General features: G+C 53.4%; 19 protein-coding genes. 18 read left to right on the top strand and 1 reads right to left on the bottom strand.

The genetic code is table 11. The features are described from left to right. Position 1 precedes the first annotated feature (1 nt). The 11 genes from HV229_RS14510 to HV229_RS14460 are packed head-to-tail and all read left to right on the top strand — an operon-like array spanning position 2 to position 8730. Positions 2 to 1141, top strand: a complete 1140-nt coding sequence (locus HV229_RS14510) for a P22 phage major capsid protein family protein (RefSeq protein ID WP_016156686.1) — start codon at positions 2 to 4, stop codon at positions 1139 to 1141. 39 nt (positions 1142 to 1180) lie between these two features. Continuing rightward, positions 1181 to 1438 (top strand): hypothetical protein, encoded by a 258-nt coding sequence (locus HV229_RS14505; protein WP_181545710.1) that lies wholly within the window; start codon positions 1181 to 1183, stop codon positions 1436 to 1438. 2 nt (positions 1439 to 1440) lie between these two features. Next, positions 1441 to 1923: a DnaT-like ssDNA-binding protein gene (locus tag HV229_RS14500; RefSeq protein ID WP_181545709.1), complete on the top strand. Its 483-nt coding sequence runs from the start codon at positions 1441 to 1443 to the stop codon at positions 1921 to 1923. A 1-nt stretch (position 1924) separates the two neighbouring features. Then, positions 1925 to 2278 (top strand): hypothetical protein, encoded by a 354-nt coding sequence (locus HV229_RS14495; protein WP_181491289.1) that lies wholly within the window; start codon positions 1925 to 1927, stop codon positions 2276 to 2278. A gap of 2 nt (positions 2279 to 2280) precedes the next feature. After that, a complete protein-coding gene (locus HV229_RS14490) occupies positions 2281 to 2880 on the top strand; it encodes a hypothetical protein (protein WP_181545708.1) in 600 nt (199 codons plus the stop codon). After that, positions 2870 to 3319, top strand: coding sequence for a DUF4128 domain-containing protein (locus HV229_RS14485; RefSeq protein WP_181545707.1), 450 nt, complete (start codon positions 2870 to 2872; stop codon positions 3317 to 3319). Before HV229_RS14490 ends, HV229_RS14485 begins: the two co-directional genes overlap by 11 nt. A 46-nt stretch (positions 3320 to 3365) precedes the next feature. Continuing rightward, positions 3366 to 4298 (top strand): phage tail tube protein, encoded by a 933-nt coding sequence (locus HV229_RS14480; RefSeq protein ID WP_181545706.1) that lies wholly within the window; start codon positions 3366 to 3368, stop codon positions 4296 to 4298. 41 nt (positions 4299 to 4339) lie between these two features. Further along, entirely contained in the window at positions 4340 to 4678 is a 339-nt protein-coding gene (locus tag HV229_RS14475; RefSeq protein ID WP_181545705.1) for a phage tail assembly chaperone, read from the top strand. 17 nt (positions 4679 to 4695) lie between these two features. After that, entirely contained in the window at positions 4696 to 4983 is a 288-nt protein-coding gene (locus HV229_RS14470; RefSeq protein ID WP_181545704.1) for a DUF1799 domain-containing protein, read from the top strand. After that, entirely contained in the window at positions 4983 to 8267 is a 3285-nt protein-coding gene (locus HV229_RS14465; protein WP_249417751.1) for a phage tail tape measure protein, read from the top strand. Before HV229_RS14470 ends, HV229_RS14465 begins: the two co-directional genes overlap by 1 nt. After that, complete coding sequence (locus HV229_RS14460) at positions 8230 to 8730, top strand: hypothetical protein (protein WP_071687886.1); 501 nt, start codon at positions 8230 to 8232, stop codon at positions 8728 to 8730. The genes HV229_RS14465 and HV229_RS14460 overlap by 38 nt, the downstream gene beginning before the upstream one ends. 52 nt (positions 8731 to 8782) lie before the next feature. Here HV229_RS14460 and HV229_RS14455 read toward each other — a convergent pair whose 3' ends face one another. Beyond that, positions 8783 to 9085 (bottom strand): Arc family DNA-binding protein, encoded by a 303-nt coding sequence (locus tag HV229_RS14455; RefSeq protein WP_065944830.1) that lies wholly within the window; start codon positions 9083 to 9085, stop codon positions 8783 to 8785. Between the two features lie 89 nt (positions 9086 to 9174). On the opposite strand from HV229_RS14455, the gene HV229_RS14450 reads away from it, so the two are divergent. From HV229_RS14450 to HV229_RS14420, 7 genes are all read left to right on the top strand, one after another. Further along, positions 9175 to 9342, top strand: a complete 168-nt coding sequence (locus HV229_RS14450; RefSeq protein WP_114141104.1) for an Arc family DNA-binding protein — start codon at positions 9175 to 9177, stop codon at positions 9340 to 9342. Positions 9343 to 9378: 36 nt separating this feature from the next. Further along, on the top strand, positions 9379 to 10287 hold the full coding sequence (locus tag HV229_RS14445; protein ID WP_181545703.1) for a phage antirepressor N-terminal domain-containing protein: 909 nt from the start codon (positions 9379 to 9381) through the stop codon (positions 10285 to 10287). A gap of 72 nt (positions 10288 to 10359) precedes the next feature. Next, positions 10360 to 10536, top strand: a complete 177-nt coding sequence (locus HV229_RS14440; RefSeq protein ID WP_158513309.1) for a hypothetical protein — start codon at positions 10360 to 10362, stop codon at positions 10534 to 10536. A 343-nt stretch (positions 10537 to 10879) separates the two neighbouring features. Further along, positions 10880 to 11230, top strand: a complete 351-nt coding sequence (locus tag HV229_RS14435; RefSeq protein WP_065554634.1) for a phage tail protein — start codon at positions 10880 to 10882, stop codon at positions 11228 to 11230. Continuing rightward, positions 11230 to 12000, top strand: coding sequence for a phage minor tail protein L (locus HV229_RS14430; RefSeq protein WP_065554635.1), 771 nt, complete (start codon positions 11230 to 11232; stop codon positions 11998 to 12000). Before HV229_RS14435 ends, HV229_RS14430 begins: the two co-directional genes overlap by 1 nt. 12 nt (positions 12001 to 12012) lie before the next feature. Beyond that, positions 12013 to 12744, top strand: coding sequence for a C40 family peptidase (locus tag HV229_RS14425; protein WP_181545702.1), 732 nt, complete (start codon positions 12013 to 12015; stop codon positions 12742 to 12744). After that, positions 12732 to 13331 carry a tail assembly protein gene (locus HV229_RS14420; protein WP_047416550.1) on the top strand — a complete coding sequence of 200 codons (600 nt, stop codon included), beginning with the start codon at positions 12732 to 12734 and terminating at the stop codon, positions 13329 to 13331. The genes HV229_RS14425 and HV229_RS14420 overlap by 13 nt, the downstream gene beginning before the upstream one ends. Positions 13332 to 13382 lie beyond the last annotated feature (51 nt).

The raw sequence follows: 13382 nt of genomic DNA, 5'->3' as shown, positions 1-13382 counted from the left end.
AATGGCAGGCAATACCCTTACTGGTCTGATCCCGACCATCTATACCGCGCTGGACGTAGTGTCCCGCGAGCAAACTGGTTTTATTCCTGCGGTGGCGCGTGACGCGAAAGCGGATGCTGCTGCAAAAGACCAGACCGTACGTGCGCCAGTCGCACCTGCAGCCACCACTGAAGATATTGTCCCTGGTCCGTCAGCACCTAATTCTGGCGACCAGACCATCGGTGGTGTGGATGTCAAAATCACCAAATCCAAGATGGCCCCGGTCAAATGGAATGGTGAAGAGCAATTGGCGCTGGGCCCGGCTGGTACCTACAACACCATCCTGGCTGACCAGTTCAAACAGGCTTTCCGCGCGCTGGCGAACGAAGTGGATGCAGACCTCGCCGCGCTGTACCTCAACTCCTCCCGCGCTGTTGGCGCGCCGAAGAATACCCCGTTCAGCATCAAAGACGATCTGACAGATGCTGCGTTGGCGCGTCAAATCCTGACCGATAACGGTGCGCCGACTACCGATTTGCGTATGGTGCTGGGTGGCGAAGCGATGGCATCTATCCGTGGTAAACAGGCTGTCCTCTTCAAAGCGAACGAAGCGGGAACCGACCAGCTGCTGCGTGAAGGTGTTATCGGTCGCATCATGGGCTTCAACCTCCACGAATCTTTCAGCATCAAGCGTACCGCGAAAAGCGCTGCTGCTGGCTATAAGGTCAATGGCGCGAAGAAAGAGGGCGATATCATCATCGCTATCTCTGCCGGCACTGGCGGTATTGCTGCAGGTACTGCGGTGAAGTTCGCCGGTGATGACAACCAGTATCTGGTCGTTGCGGCTACTTCTTCCACTATCACCATTAGCGCGCCGGGTCTCCGTCAGGATCTGGCAGACCAGGCTGATGTCACCGTGTTGAGCGAATTCGTACCGAACATGGCGTTTGACCGCGGGGCATTCCTGCTGGCCAGCCGTACTCCGGCGATGCCTGAAGGTGGCGATACTGCTGATGACGTCATGAATGTGACCGACCCGGTATCTGGCATCACCTTCCAGGTGGCGTTGTACCGCCAGTACCGCCAGGTGCGTTATGAAGTGGGTCTGGCATGGGGTGTGGCTGCTGTGGCGCCACGTCATTCCGCCATCATCATGGGTTAACCAAGGGGGCTCCGGCCCCTTTGTTTTTAAGGAGGCCCAATGGCCGGATTGACCAAAGAGCAGCGCGCGCAGCGTGAGGCTGAAAAGCTTGCGGTGCAGAACGGCGCTGAACATGCTCCTGCCCAGCAGGAGCAGCAGGAGCAGCAGGAGCAGCAGGAGCAGCAGGAGCAGCCTGGTATTGAGCTGGTGGTCATGGTGCGTGATACCCCAGAGTTCCCAGGCGGCCCGCTGAATGCTGATGTTCATCCTGACGAAGTAGACAACTGGCTGGCGCTGGACTGGCGTCTGGAGGAGTAACCATGCTGGTTGCCGATCCCCACTCTCCAGACTTCAACAGCTACGCCAGCGTGTCAGACCTGCGGGCATTTGCCGCCGGGCGCGGATATAGCATTCCTGCAGATGATGATGAGTGCGGCCAGATGCTGATGCAGGCAATGGACTTTCTGGAAGGGAAGGCCTGGCGCGGTCAGCGTTACAGCGCATCACAGCCTCTATCCTGGCCGCGTTCCGGCGTTCGTTTCGATGGTGTTGACCTGCCGGATGATGCTATTCCACAGCGCCTGGTTGATGCACAGTGCCGCCTGGCTATCGAATCGCAGGAGATTGACCTTACGCCGTCGGTAGCTGGTGGCGGAGCGGTGACCATGGAGCGCGTCGAGGGTGCGGTAACTGTTCAGTACGAGGCGGGTACCAACAAGGCTGCGCCGTCGTTCCCCTGGTTCTATTCCTCGCTGCGCGGGCTGGTGGTGGGTGGCAATCAGATCCGTATTGAAAGGGGCTGAGATGGCAATTAACTATCTTCGCATGCGCGCGACCGCAACCAGGCTACTGACCGAGAACGGGAGGACTTACCCGTTGACCCGGGGCGGCACCACCGTCCGTGATCAGTTCGGGAAAGAAGTATCCACTCCGGCGGTTAACGGGACAGTCACCGGTGTTATCACCGAATACTCCGCTCGCGAAATCGATGGTTCCCTGATTGCTACCGGCGATAAGAAGCTTGCAGCGACGTTCGAGACAGAGGTGCGTATCGGCGATCACATCGATATCGACGGTAAGAAATGGCGCGTAGTTCAACCGAACCCTGTTAAACCTGCGGATGTGCTGATCTCGTACAACATCCAGTTGAGGACCTGATTATGACCAGCACTGCAAATCAGCCGTTTCTGGCTGCCATTCAGCTGTTCGTTGATGGCTCAAAGGAGGAGATAGACCAGGTAGTGCGACGGACGGGTATCAAAATACTCGGTCGGCTGGTTGATATGTCCCCGGTTGGTAATCCGGATATATGGGAAATAAACCAGACTGCTTCTGCGTATAACACTGCAGTAAGAGATCACAACGATTCGCTGAGAAGCGACCCGAGCAATCTCACAAAAGCTGGACGCCTGAAACGTGGGCGAGCCGTAACCGATTCGATGGATATCAAAAAGCCAGATGGCTACGTCGGCGGGCGGTTCAAAAACAACTGGTATGTCGGGTTCGACAGCCAACCTACCCAATCCAACGACACGCCGGACGCTTCCGGACAGGGATCCAATTCTCGAGGTATGGCTGTGCTGGAGGTGTTCCGGGTGGGGCAGGTCAGCTCGATTTACTTCACCAATAACCTGCCTTATGCCCAGGCGCTGGAGAACGGGCATTCTAATCAGGCACCCGGCGGCATGGTGGGCATAACAGCTCTCGATGCCGCGCAGCTGTTCCGCGAGGCAATGAGCGAGGTGCGCAATGGCCGGTGACCAATCAATGCGGATTGCAGCGTTACTTGAGTCACGTCTTGCTGAGATCTCTTTTGCGATTGGCATGCCTGTTGCGTGGCCAAACATCATATTTGAGCCGCCGGATGATGTCCCGTACGGAAGAGTTTATATACTTCCAGCACAAACTATCGGGCAAGACTTTGCTGGGCAGCTTCGCACATATCAGGGCATTTTTCAGGTGAATATAGTCACCCCTGCAGGGATCGGCGTCAGTAAAGCTCGCTCATTTACCAACGCGATTGCGGGTGGATTTCCTGAGGGATTAGCGCTGGTTGATGGTGAGCTGACCGTCTACATCAACGGACCACCTCAGGTTCGCCAACCGATTCAGGACCGCCCAACGTCAGCACCAAACGATAGTAGCGGCTCGATCACCTATACCATCCCCGTCAGCATGCAATACCGCGCTGATTACTGACCCGCCACCCGGCGGGTTTTTTATTACCTAAATTCAGGAGAATGCAATGGCATTCGCAATCCCTAACGGGTCGCGTGTAAACGTGGCTAAGGCCTATCTTGCGCCGATTATCTTCACTGCTGCATCCAATGCGACGGAATGCGAACTGACCGTTGCCTCGGCTGCTGGCATCCTCGCGGGAGACGTTGTCCAGGTTAACTCTGGCTGGCTGAAACTCGACAACATGGTGGTGCGCGTTAAGTCAGTCACCGGCACTAAAATCGTGCTGGAAGCGTTCGATACCACTGATACCAAGAAATTCCCGGCAGGAACCGGCGCTGGCACGCTGCGTAAAATTGACTCGTGGATCACCATGCCGCAGGTTATGACACTCTCTACCGAAGGCGGTGACCAGCAGACCATCAGCGTGCAGTTCCTGGAAGATGATAAAGCCCGAACCATCCCGACGTTTAAAAACGCGGTCGTTCAGGTCTATACCTTCGCTCACGATCCGTTGCTCGCCATCTACAAACGACTCATTGAACTGGATGAGTCAAGCGATACGACGGCAATCTGGTTCCACAACCAGCGCGGCAAGGCTGACCGTTACTATTCTGCGAAGGTCTCATTCCAGAAGGTTCCAAAGACTGAAATCAACGCCGTAGAAAGCAACGAAGCGCGCATGAACTTCGAATCGGATATGCAGATTTACCCAATCGCTGACTCTTCTGCTGTGCCGCTGGCGTTCCTGACTGATCTGCCGGGCACGAAGCCTGCGACCGTTGGCTCAGCACTGGATCTGGCTGTGGTCATGCAGGGCGGTTCTGCACCGTACACCTACGTGTGGAAGAAAGGCGGCACGGCTATTCCAGGGAAAACTGCATCAACATTCAATATTCCGTCGGTTGCTTCCGGTGATGCCGGTTCGTACACCTGCGAAGTTACCGATGCTGCAGGCAAGACACTCACCTCAGCTGCGTGCACTGTCACTGTCAGCTAACCATTCAGGCCCGGTTAGCCGGGCAATTCTGAGATAAACCAATGACTCAATTTTCTCTGATCCCGAATCCAACGTTTTCAGCTACTGCCAGCATTCCGCAAGCCGGTAAAGAAGACGGCAAACTGACTTTCACCTTCCGCCATAAGACGCTGGAAGAGCTGCGCGCCATGGACGAGCAGTTGCACAAAAAGGCCGATGGTAAAAAAGCCCCTATCGAGCCGCAGGCGGATTACCTGATGGATATCGTCGAAGGTTGGGCGCTGCCGGATGAATTCACCCGCGATAACGTGGTTGTTCTCCTGAAGAACTACCCGCGCGCATTTGACAGCATCGGCTTGGCCTACACCAAAGAGCTGATGGGTATCCGCGAAAAAAACTGAGGCAGGTCGCCGCAGCGATGTATACACCGGGCCCGACTCGCGAGGAGTTAGCCGCTTTTGGTTTGACGCCTGAGGACGTGGAGGAAGAGGTGGGGATCCTGCCCTCGGTGTGGAGGTCCTTCACCATCTTCTCTTCCCTGGCGACCCAGTGGCGAGTCGGCGCGAGCGGGGCGACCGGCCTTGATTACAACGTTCTCCCCTGGATGTTCGAGTTACATGGGGTTGAGGATGCGGCGGCCTGCATGGCTGACCTTCAAATTATGGAAAGCGAGGCTCTCAAAGTAATGCATAAGGAGACGAAGTAATGACTGACCAGATCGCCTCGATTACTTTGCGGGCCGATGTTTCTGACCTGAAAACAGCCAGCAACGAACTGGATAAACTCGGCCAGGCGGCAGCTGGTGCTGTCGACAAAGCTGATGACCTTAATAGTGTATTCCGTGCTGGTGCTGAGTCTGCGAAACAGGGCACTGAAGGTATTAAGGAACAGCAGACCGCGCTGAAGGGGCTGCTGGAGAATATCGATCCAGTTAACAAGGCGCTGAACCGGCTGGATGAACAACAGGCAGCGCTGCGTAACTTCCAGACCAAAGGTTTCCTGGATACTGATGATTTTCAGCATTACAACAAAATCCTGGACGATACCCGCCTTAAGTTGACGGATACGGGGGAGGCGGCGGCCAAAGCAAAACAGGAGCTTGATGCTGCGCGCGAAATCGAGAGGCAGGCTGCCTCGCTGGATAAGCTGGTTGCCAGTATCGATCCTGTTCTTGGCAGGCTTAAGTCGCTCGATAGCCAGTTTGTTGAGCTGGAGGAGCATTTCTCTGCCGGGCGGCTATCGGGAGAGCAGTTTGCTCACCTGAGTGGCATTCTCCTGCAGACTGAGCAGCGGCTGACCGACACTGGCGAAGCGGCGGCGAAGGCGCAGGCCGAACTGGCGGCCACGCAGGCAGCTGAGAGGCAATCAGCTGCGCTAAAAGGCTTGCTGGGCTCAATCGACCCGACGATCCGTGCGTTCAGTGCGCTTGATGAACAATACGCGCAATTGTCCGCTCACTTCGAAGCCGGGCGCATCAACAGCGCGCAATTCGAGCACTTCAACGGCATTCTCAACCAGACGCGTGAGCGCCTTTCTGGTGTCGCTGACGTGCTGCCCGAGGCATTATCGCGGCAGGAGTTGGCCGCACGCCGCGCCGGTATTTCTGTCGGCCAATACAGCGCGGCAATGCGCACGCTGCCAGCGCAGTTCACCGACATTGCTACGCAGCTGGCTGGTGGTCAGTCTCCTTTCCTGATCCTGCTCCAGCAGGGCGGGCAGATTAAAGACCAGTTCGGCGGTGTCCAGGGGGCGCTGACGGGCGTCGGCGATTACATCAGCAGCATGGTTGGTCTGATCAGCCCGACCACCATCGCGCTTGGGGCGCTGGTTGGCACAGTCGGCCTGCTGGCTGCCGCTGCGTACAGTTCATCAAAGCAGTTCGACCAGATTGCCCGTTCCGTCATCATGATGGGTGGCGCTGGTTTCTCCTCAATGCAGCAGCTCAATCAGGCTGCCGAAGAGGTGGCCGGTAAGACGAACACATCTATCAGCTCTACCGTCGATACGTTGGTTACGCTGAATGATACTGGCAAATATACCGCCAGCCAGATGAAGCAGATCGCCACCTCCATCACGCTGATGGGCAAGGCGGGTAGCGACACCAAAGCTGCAATGTCCGACTTCGGCAAGATTGTCAGCGACCCGGTAAAAGGCTTGGCGAGCCTGAATGAGCACTATGGTTTCGTTGATGAGGCCATGATGAAACACATCATTCAGTTGCGTAAGCAGAAGGGGGAAGAGGCTGCTGTTGCGGAGGCAATTCAACTTTACGCTGACGTCATGACCAAGCGCGCCGAAGAAACGAACAAGGCAACTGATAATATTGGACGGGTCTGGGATACGCTGAAGAAAAGTGCCTCTGATAACTTCCGGGATATTGGTATTACTGTAAGGGCCTGGGGAAACCAGGTTATCGATATCTTCAACCTGGTAGAAGCATCGATAAAAGACCTGTTTCTCAACATCACATCTCTTGATGCCAAGTTCACAGGAACTGTTGCTGGATGGGCAGAAAAGATACCCGGCGGCGGGGCATTAGCTAATTTCCTCGGTATGGATGTCGAGGCAATGAAAAAAGCTGGTGTAGAGGCTGACAAAGAGATCGCCGCGAACAAAAAACGCTACGATGAGCTTTGGAAGCGGGTCACTGCACCGAATGCTCAGGCCAACTACGAGGCTGAGGCAAGAGGGGCTGGAGTATCTGGCGACGGCAGCACCAGTCGTGAGTCGAAGAACGCGGTATCCAAGTTAGCTGAAGATTCTGCCAAAAAGACAAAGGAGGCTAAAGCCACTCTTGAGGCCGGCGACCGCACACTTGAGAACTACCGTGCACAGGCCAGAACATTAACGGAAACCCTCGAAACCCTACGGCTGACTGGTGAAACTCACGCCAAAAACACTGAGTACAGTAAACAGCAATCCCGCTTTGCTGAACTGGATGATGCCGCTAAAACCCGCGCGCTGACTGCGCAGGAGAAGTCACTCCTGTCGAGCCGCGAGGCCATTCTGAATGTTGCCAGGGTGGTAGATCAAAAGAACAAGGAAGTTGAGGCCCAGCAGAAGATTAACGGCCTGACGCAGCAGGCAAATAAGTATGTAACGCAGATGTCGGAAAAGACCGATGCTTTGCGTGACAGTGCAGGTCTCAGTGGTCGCCAAACGCAGCGCATGATGGAAGAAGCCCAACTCCGCCAGGGGTGGCTAAACGGCGGCGGTAAGATCGAAGATACAGGCTATGAGAAAGAGCTGGCAGCCCTTCATAAATACTACGCCGAAGAGGATAAGCTGCGTGGTGACTGGAAAGCAGGGGCGGTTAGTGGGTGGAACGAATATCTGGACGCTGCTACCGACACATATGGAGCGGTTAAGAACGTGGCAGGTTCTGCGCTCACCGGCATATCCGATATGCTGACCGACCTCGTAATGACCGGCAATGCGTCGATTAAGTCGTTCGGGATGTCGATGCTGAAGATGATCGCGCAGGTCGTAAACCAGCTAATGGTCGCCTATGCGGTGCAGGCGGCTATGGGATGGATTGGTAGTAGCTCAGCGCCATCAACTGGGGGAGGCCAGTCATTTGCTGTTCCTTCACCACATCTTAACGCCAAAGGCGGCGTCTATGAGTCGCCCGGACTCAGTAAATATGTGAATGGTGTCTACGACTCTCCTCAGTATTTCGCTTTCCAGGGCGCGTCGAAGTTTGCCAAGGGCGGTGTGTTTGCCGAGGCCGGCGCTGAAGCAATTATGCCGCTAACTCGAGACTCTGCTGGACGACTTGGCGTAAGGGCTCAGGGCGGTGGTGGTTCAGGGCATCAAATTAACGTTGATATTTATGTCGATAACAAAGGCAATGCCACCACAAATACAAGCGGAGATGGTGACACGGCTGCTAGGGCGCTGGCCGATCGCATTAAGTTTTATGTTTCCGATGGAATCAGAATGGCTATCAAAGATGATGGAGCTATTGGGCAACGGTTTGCTAAGAAGTAGCGCCTTACAATTTTGGTTACATCTCTACCCCCCCCTGGTTATCATGTTCAAAACCGCGATAATCAAGGGGATGATAGTGCTTAGAAGGATACTGAAGAAGATTCTCAAAACTATTGGGATGTTTATTCTACTTATTGTTGTTGTCGGCATTGCTGCTGTAGTAAATAAGCCGACCGAGGCGGAAAAGAAACAAAAGGAGGCCAAAGAATTATCTGACAAGAAACTGGATGAACTCCGGAGCGCATGTGAAATCTACGTCAAGATGTCAGTAATTAACAAAAGCACCTTGGATATGTCTGCCTTTGACGCAAAAAGATGGCAAGGTGACGATGGTAAGTTTTATGCCACGCAGGAATTTAGCGCCAAAAACAAATTCGGTCTTGAGCAAAAATTCAGGGCTGTGTGCGTCGAGGATAAAGGCGGTAAAACCGACTATCGGCTTGAAGAGATAAGCGGCAGCTAACCCTAGTTATGCTTCCATCCCAGCCCCACTCGGATCTTTAATCACAGCCCACTCAGGTGGGCTTTTGGGTTAATTTTTCAAGGCGCTCAGCGATTTCATCCAGCCTTTTTAGGCGCTCATCCAGATGAACGCCGTCAGTGATTTTCGCGTTTTTCCAAAAGTCATTATTCACTGAGTCCCGCTCCTGCTTAAGGATCTCGAACTCCTCATCATCGGTCAGTAATTCAACGGCTTTTTCAATTGCTGACACTACTTCTGCATTTACTGAACGTTTGTTTTTCAATGCAAGGGCGTGAAGTTTATCTTTCAGTTCCTGCGGCAAACGAATATTCACCTTGGGTTCGTCACGTGCCATGTTCATCTCCACTTTTAATTTAGTATTGACATGATGGCACCGTGGTACTAAATTATCAATGATTCCACGGTGCCACCATGAGGGGTGATATGAATAAAGGTGAATGGAAGTTTGTCGCGCGCATTCCTGAGGAGTTCAGAGAAAGGATGTACGCATTGGCAGAAAAAGAAGATCGGTCGATAAACTACTTGGTGTTGAAGGCGATTAAAGAGCTTTTAGCCAGAAACGACGAAGCCCCAACTACTTGCGATAGCTAGGGCTTCTAATTTGTCCGTCCGCAGAAGGAATCGAACATGAGTAATTTAGCAATAAAACAGTCAGCTTGCACCATTAACGTACCATTCCACGGCAATGATTTGTATGTCGTGAACCATAATGGCGAGCCGTACACGCCGATGAAGCCGATTGTTGAGGGCATGGGGATGGATTGGAAAAGTCAGCACGTCAAGCTGACTCAGCGGTTTGCAAAAGGTATGGTGGAAATCACCATACCCACCGCTGGCGGCATGCAAAAGATGATTTGCCTCGCGCTCCGCAAACTCGCCGCTTGGCTAAACACCATCAGCCCTAACAAAGTTCGCCGGGAGATTCGCGAGCGCGTTATTCGTTACCAGGAAGAGTGCGACGATGTTCTGTATGAATACTGGACAAAGGGGCAGGTGACGAATCCGCGCAAAACCAGCACCGACGAGCGCACACCGTTGCGAGATGCAATCAATATGCTGGTGGGAAAGCTCGGCATTATGTACCCGGAAGCGTATAGCTACGTTCATCAGCGCTTTAATGTCGCTCATATTGATGAGTTACCAGCAGAACAGTTGCCGGTAGTCATTGAGTATGTTCATCGCCTGGCTCTCGAAGGTGAGTTTCTTGGCAAGCAGGAGGAGCTGCCAGATCCAAAGCTAGAGCTACCTGATATCACAATGGAGTGGTGGTATCGCAACAACATGCAGATGCAGCATGATAATCCTGAGCGTCGGAATAATCAGCCATGGAATGACGTAACACTAACGCCTCTGATGATAAGCGGTGATAATTCGCCATCACCGTCGCTATACTTGATTCGTATTCTGGAGCAGATGGGTTTCGATATGGTTGGGCCTCGCATTGAAGTGGAGGCGATGCGATCTATGCTCGGCAAAGGTAAGCAAAAAATCAGGGTAATGGGGGATAGTCAGGTTAAATACCTTCTCTCGCTTTAATTGATTAAACAACACCAAGCCTCGCTAACGCGGGGCTTTTTTACATCTATAGCCGAGAGGCAGGAGAACGTTATGACTTTAGAAGAACGCATTGAAGCGCTGGAGAAAGATGTCTCAGCTCTTAAAAAGCAGGTCAGTGACACGAACGAGGCGCTTTCCTGCTTTGAGAGTGTTATCAGAAATCGAATTAACGAATTTAGTGCTTATATCGATACGGCTACTTTAGCCGCTCGTGGAATTTCTCAATAGCCACCTTTTCAAGCTCTTCGATAGTTGATTTTCTGATGTCCATATCGCCTGGATCGAATGTGACTTGTGTGAATCCCGCGGGCGTATTGAGGCCAATAGTTACATTGCAGTTTCCTGTTCTTGATGGGTCTGACTGCCAGTCAATATCCCGAATTGATGTGATGGAAAACTTTCCCATTTTAAATTCCCTTAACCAGAGGTAATCAGCCATCCCTCCTTCCCAGAGTGCGTCAGCGTCCCACCGCTGACGGGCTGAGTCTACACATTAACCAGGGTTATCAGTTAACAACATCCTGATATTCAAACAGTAGCCACCTCCGGGTGGTTTTTTTATGGAGTAAATATGGCAGTTGAAACCTATATCTGGCACTCACAGCTCGGTGCTGGTGCCGTGGAATACAGCCAGACGGTGCGGTCTGCTCAGTTTGGCGATGGTTATGAGCAGGTGGCCGAGAACGGCATTAACTCGACTGCTATTCAGGTACCGATGAAGCATGTGGGTGCCGACTCTGAAGTGAATACTGTTCGCGACTTCCTTCTGGCTCATACCGTGAAGGCTTTCATTATCACGCCGCCTGGCGAGGAGGTAGGGCTTTATCGCGTAGTGGCCGATTCGGTGCGAAAAAACCAGATCAGTAGTAAGTTCGCTGAGCTGACTTTTACCATTAAACGGGCTTACGGGGTGTATGCATAATGGCATTTGTCGATCAGGCGGCAATGCTGGCACCGGGCGGCAGGGTCCGCCTGGTCGAAGTAGATGCTTCAGAGTTCAGTGGCGGTATTCACCGCTTCCATTATTCACCATTTCCTCATTCTCCCGCCGAGATTGATGCTGCGAACGGCGATGAGGCAAAGCTAGGACCAAAACCCATCATCTGGGATGGTAAAACCTTCGACTTCTGGCCGTTCCAAATATCCGACCTTGCACTGTCAACCGACCAGGCCGCAGAACCGAAGCTGAGCGTGTCTAACCTCGACGGACACATCACCGCGCTGTGCCTACAGTTCAAAGATATGGTCAATGCGAAGGTGAGCATCATCGATACCTATGCGGTATATCTTGATGCGGCAAACTTCCCAGGAGGCGTGAATGTAACAGCTGATCCGACGATGTTCACTCTTCAGACTTTTTGGCTGGACACAAAAACATCAGAGGATGATGAGGTGGTTACGTGGGCACTCAGTAGCCCCGCTGACCTGCAGGGTTTGGTTATCCCAACCCGGCAAATTACATCACTCTGTGAGTGGGCGTTGCGCGGCCAATACCGTAGCGGAGATGGCTGCACCTACAACGGCACGGCGTACTTCGACACCAAAGGTAATGCTGTCTCCGACCCAGCGCTTGATGTGTGCGGCGGCTGCCTTAGTGACTGTCGAAAGCGATTCGGTGCTGGCTTGTCAGAACCTAATACTGCCACCCTCGATTTTGGCGGATTCCCTGCAACCGTGCTTTTTACCCGATAACCGGACATCCAAATGAATAAAACGATAATGGCGGCAATCCGGGCGCATGCACTGGAGGAGTCTCCGCGCGAGTGCTGCGGCTTCGTCATCCAGACAGGACGGCGTCAGCGATACATTCCGGTACCGAACAGTCATGAAAACCCATCTGAGCATTTCCGTATTGATGGTGAGTACTGGGCAAATGCCGAGGATGCAGGGACCATTATTCGAGTCATTCACTCGCATCCTGGCGATGGAGCCAGGGCTATCCCCTCAGACCTCGATCGCCAGCAATGCAACCAGTCAGGTGTGGTATGGGGAATATATGCGCCTGATTGCGATGAATACGCCGAGATAACCCCGGATGCTATTCCGCTAATCGGCCGCCCGTTCATCCTTGGCTCTCACGACTGCTGGGGGTTGATCATGGACTGGCATACCACCCAGGGTGTAACGCTGAATGATTTCCGGGTCGATTACCCGTGGTGGGAAAGCCACTACCCAGACAACCTGTATTTCGATAACTGGGAGCGGGAGGGGTTTGTCGAATGCGACCCATCGCCAGGCTGTATGGTCATCATGCAGGTTGAATCCAGTAAGTGGAACCATGCGGGGATCATTACCGAGGAAGGCGAACTGCTTCACCATCTGTACGGGCAGCCATCCTGCATTACTCCGTATGCCAGAGGCTATTTCAAAGACAGGACGATGATCTGCGTCCGTCACAAAGAGCTACAGCAGGAGATTAAGCCATGGCGCGCTTAACCACGATTCGATTGTACGGCGCGCTGGGTGCCCGATTTGGCCGCGTTCATCGGCTGGCGGTGCAGACGTCAGCGGAAGCGGTAAAGGCGCTCTGCATCAACCTGGACGGACTGGAAAGTTATCTCCTGAACGCCAAAAAGAATGGCATGACGTTCGCGGTGTTTCGCGGTAAGCGCAATATCGGGGTGGAGGATTTTAAGGAGTTGTCTGGTGAAAGCGATATTCGCATTGCGCCAGTGATGGAAGGAGCGAAGAAGGCGGGCATGTTCCAGACGATTCTTGGGGCTGTGATGGTTGTTGCTGGGGTTGTTATTGGCGCAATGACCAGTTGGACAGGTGTTGGCCTGACATTCGGTGCCGGGCTTGTAATGTCCGGTGCATCAATGATGGCCGGAGGCATCTACCAGATGCTCTCTCCTCAGCCAAAAGGCCTGCAGGGACGCGACGATCCAGATAACAAACCTAGCTATGCCTTTGGTGGCTCAGTAAACACCCTGGCAATGGGTAACCCAGTGGCTCTGCTGTATGGCGAGCGTGAAATCGGCGGCGCAATTATCAGCGCGGGGATCGTCGCTGAGGACATCTGACGGCTTCTCACTTTTCAATTAGCACCCAGTAGGGTGCTTTTTTTATGGATG

Origin of the sequence: Citrobacter sp. RHBSTW-00524, from assembly GCF_013747755.1 — a bacterium.
Taxonomy (GTDB): Bacteria; Pseudomonadota; Gammaproteobacteria; order Enterobacterales; family Enterobacteriaceae; genus Citrobacter; species Citrobacter braakii.
This window is presented reverse-complemented; position numbering and strand designations above follow the sequence as displayed.

Bases quoted from the DNA above. Each gene is read 5' to 3' on its own strand.
- HV229_RS14465 (WP_249417751.1), top strand. From the start codon at position 4,983: ATGACTGACCAGATCGCCTCGATTACTTTGCGGGCCGATGTTTCTGAC.
- HV229_RS14510 (WP_016156686.1), top strand. From the start codon at position 2: ATGGCAGGCAATACCCTTACTGGTCTGATCCCGACCATCTATACCGCG.
- HV229_RS14490 (WP_181545708.1), top strand. From the start codon at position 2,281: ATGACCAGCACTGCAAATCAGCCGTTTCTGGCTGCCATTCAGCTGTTC.
- HV229_RS14455 (WP_065944830.1), bottom strand. From the start codon at position 9,085: ATGGCACGTGACGAACCCAAGGTGAATATTCGTTTGCCGCAGGAACTG.
- HV229_RS14470 (WP_181545704.1), top strand. From the start codon at position 4,696: ATGTATACACCGGGCCCGACTCGCGAGGAGTTAGCCGCTTTTGGTTTG.
- HV229_RS14500 (WP_181545709.1), top strand. From the start codon at position 1,441: ATGCTGGTTGCCGATCCCCACTCTCCAGACTTCAACAGCTACGCCAGC.
- HV229_RS14430 (WP_065554635.1), top strand. From the start codon at position 11,230: ATGGCATTTGTCGATCAGGCGGCAATGCTGGCACCGGGCGGCAGGGTC.
- HV229_RS14440 (WP_158513309.1), top strand. From the start codon at position 10,360: ATGACTTTAGAAGAACGCATTGAAGCGCTGGAGAAAGATGTCTCAGCT.
- HV229_RS14495 (WP_181491289.1), top strand. From the start codon at position 1,925: ATGGCAATTAACTATCTTCGCATGCGCGCGACCGCAACCAGGCTACTG.
- HV229_RS14425 (WP_181545702.1), top strand. From the start codon at position 12,013: ATGAATAAAACGATAATGGCGGCAATCCGGGCGCATGCACTGGAGGAG.
- HV229_RS14445 (WP_181545703.1), top strand. From the start codon at position 9,379: ATGAGTAATTTAGCAATAAAACAGTCAGCTTGCACCATTAACGTACCA.
- HV229_RS14480 (WP_181545706.1), top strand. From the start codon at position 3,366: ATGGCATTCGCAATCCCTAACGGGTCGCGTGTAAACGTGGCTAAGGCC.
- HV229_RS14475 (WP_181545705.1), top strand. From the start codon at position 4,340: ATGACTCAATTTTCTCTGATCCCGAATCCAACGTTTTCAGCTACTGCC.
- HV229_RS14485 (WP_181545707.1), top strand. From the start codon at position 2,870: ATGGCCGGTGACCAATCAATGCGGATTGCAGCGTTACTTGAGTCACGT.
- HV229_RS14435 (WP_065554634.1), top strand. From the start codon at position 10,880: ATGGCAGTTGAAACCTATATCTGGCACTCACAGCTCGGTGCTGGTGCC.
- HV229_RS14460 (WP_071687886.1), top strand. From the start codon at position 8,230: ATGATGGAGCTATTGGGCAACGGTTTGCTAAGAAGTAGCGCCTTACAA.
- HV229_RS14450 (WP_114141104.1), top strand. From the start codon at position 9,175: ATGAATAAAGGTGAATGGAAGTTTGTCGCGCGCATTCCTGAGGAGTTC.
- HV229_RS14420 (WP_047416550.1), top strand. From the start codon at position 12,732: ATGGCGCGCTTAACCACGATTCGATTGTACGGCGCGCTGGGTGCCCGA.
- HV229_RS14505 (WP_181545710.1), top strand. From the start codon at position 1,181: ATGGCCGGATTGACCAAAGAGCAGCGCGCGCAGCGTGAGGCTGAAAAG.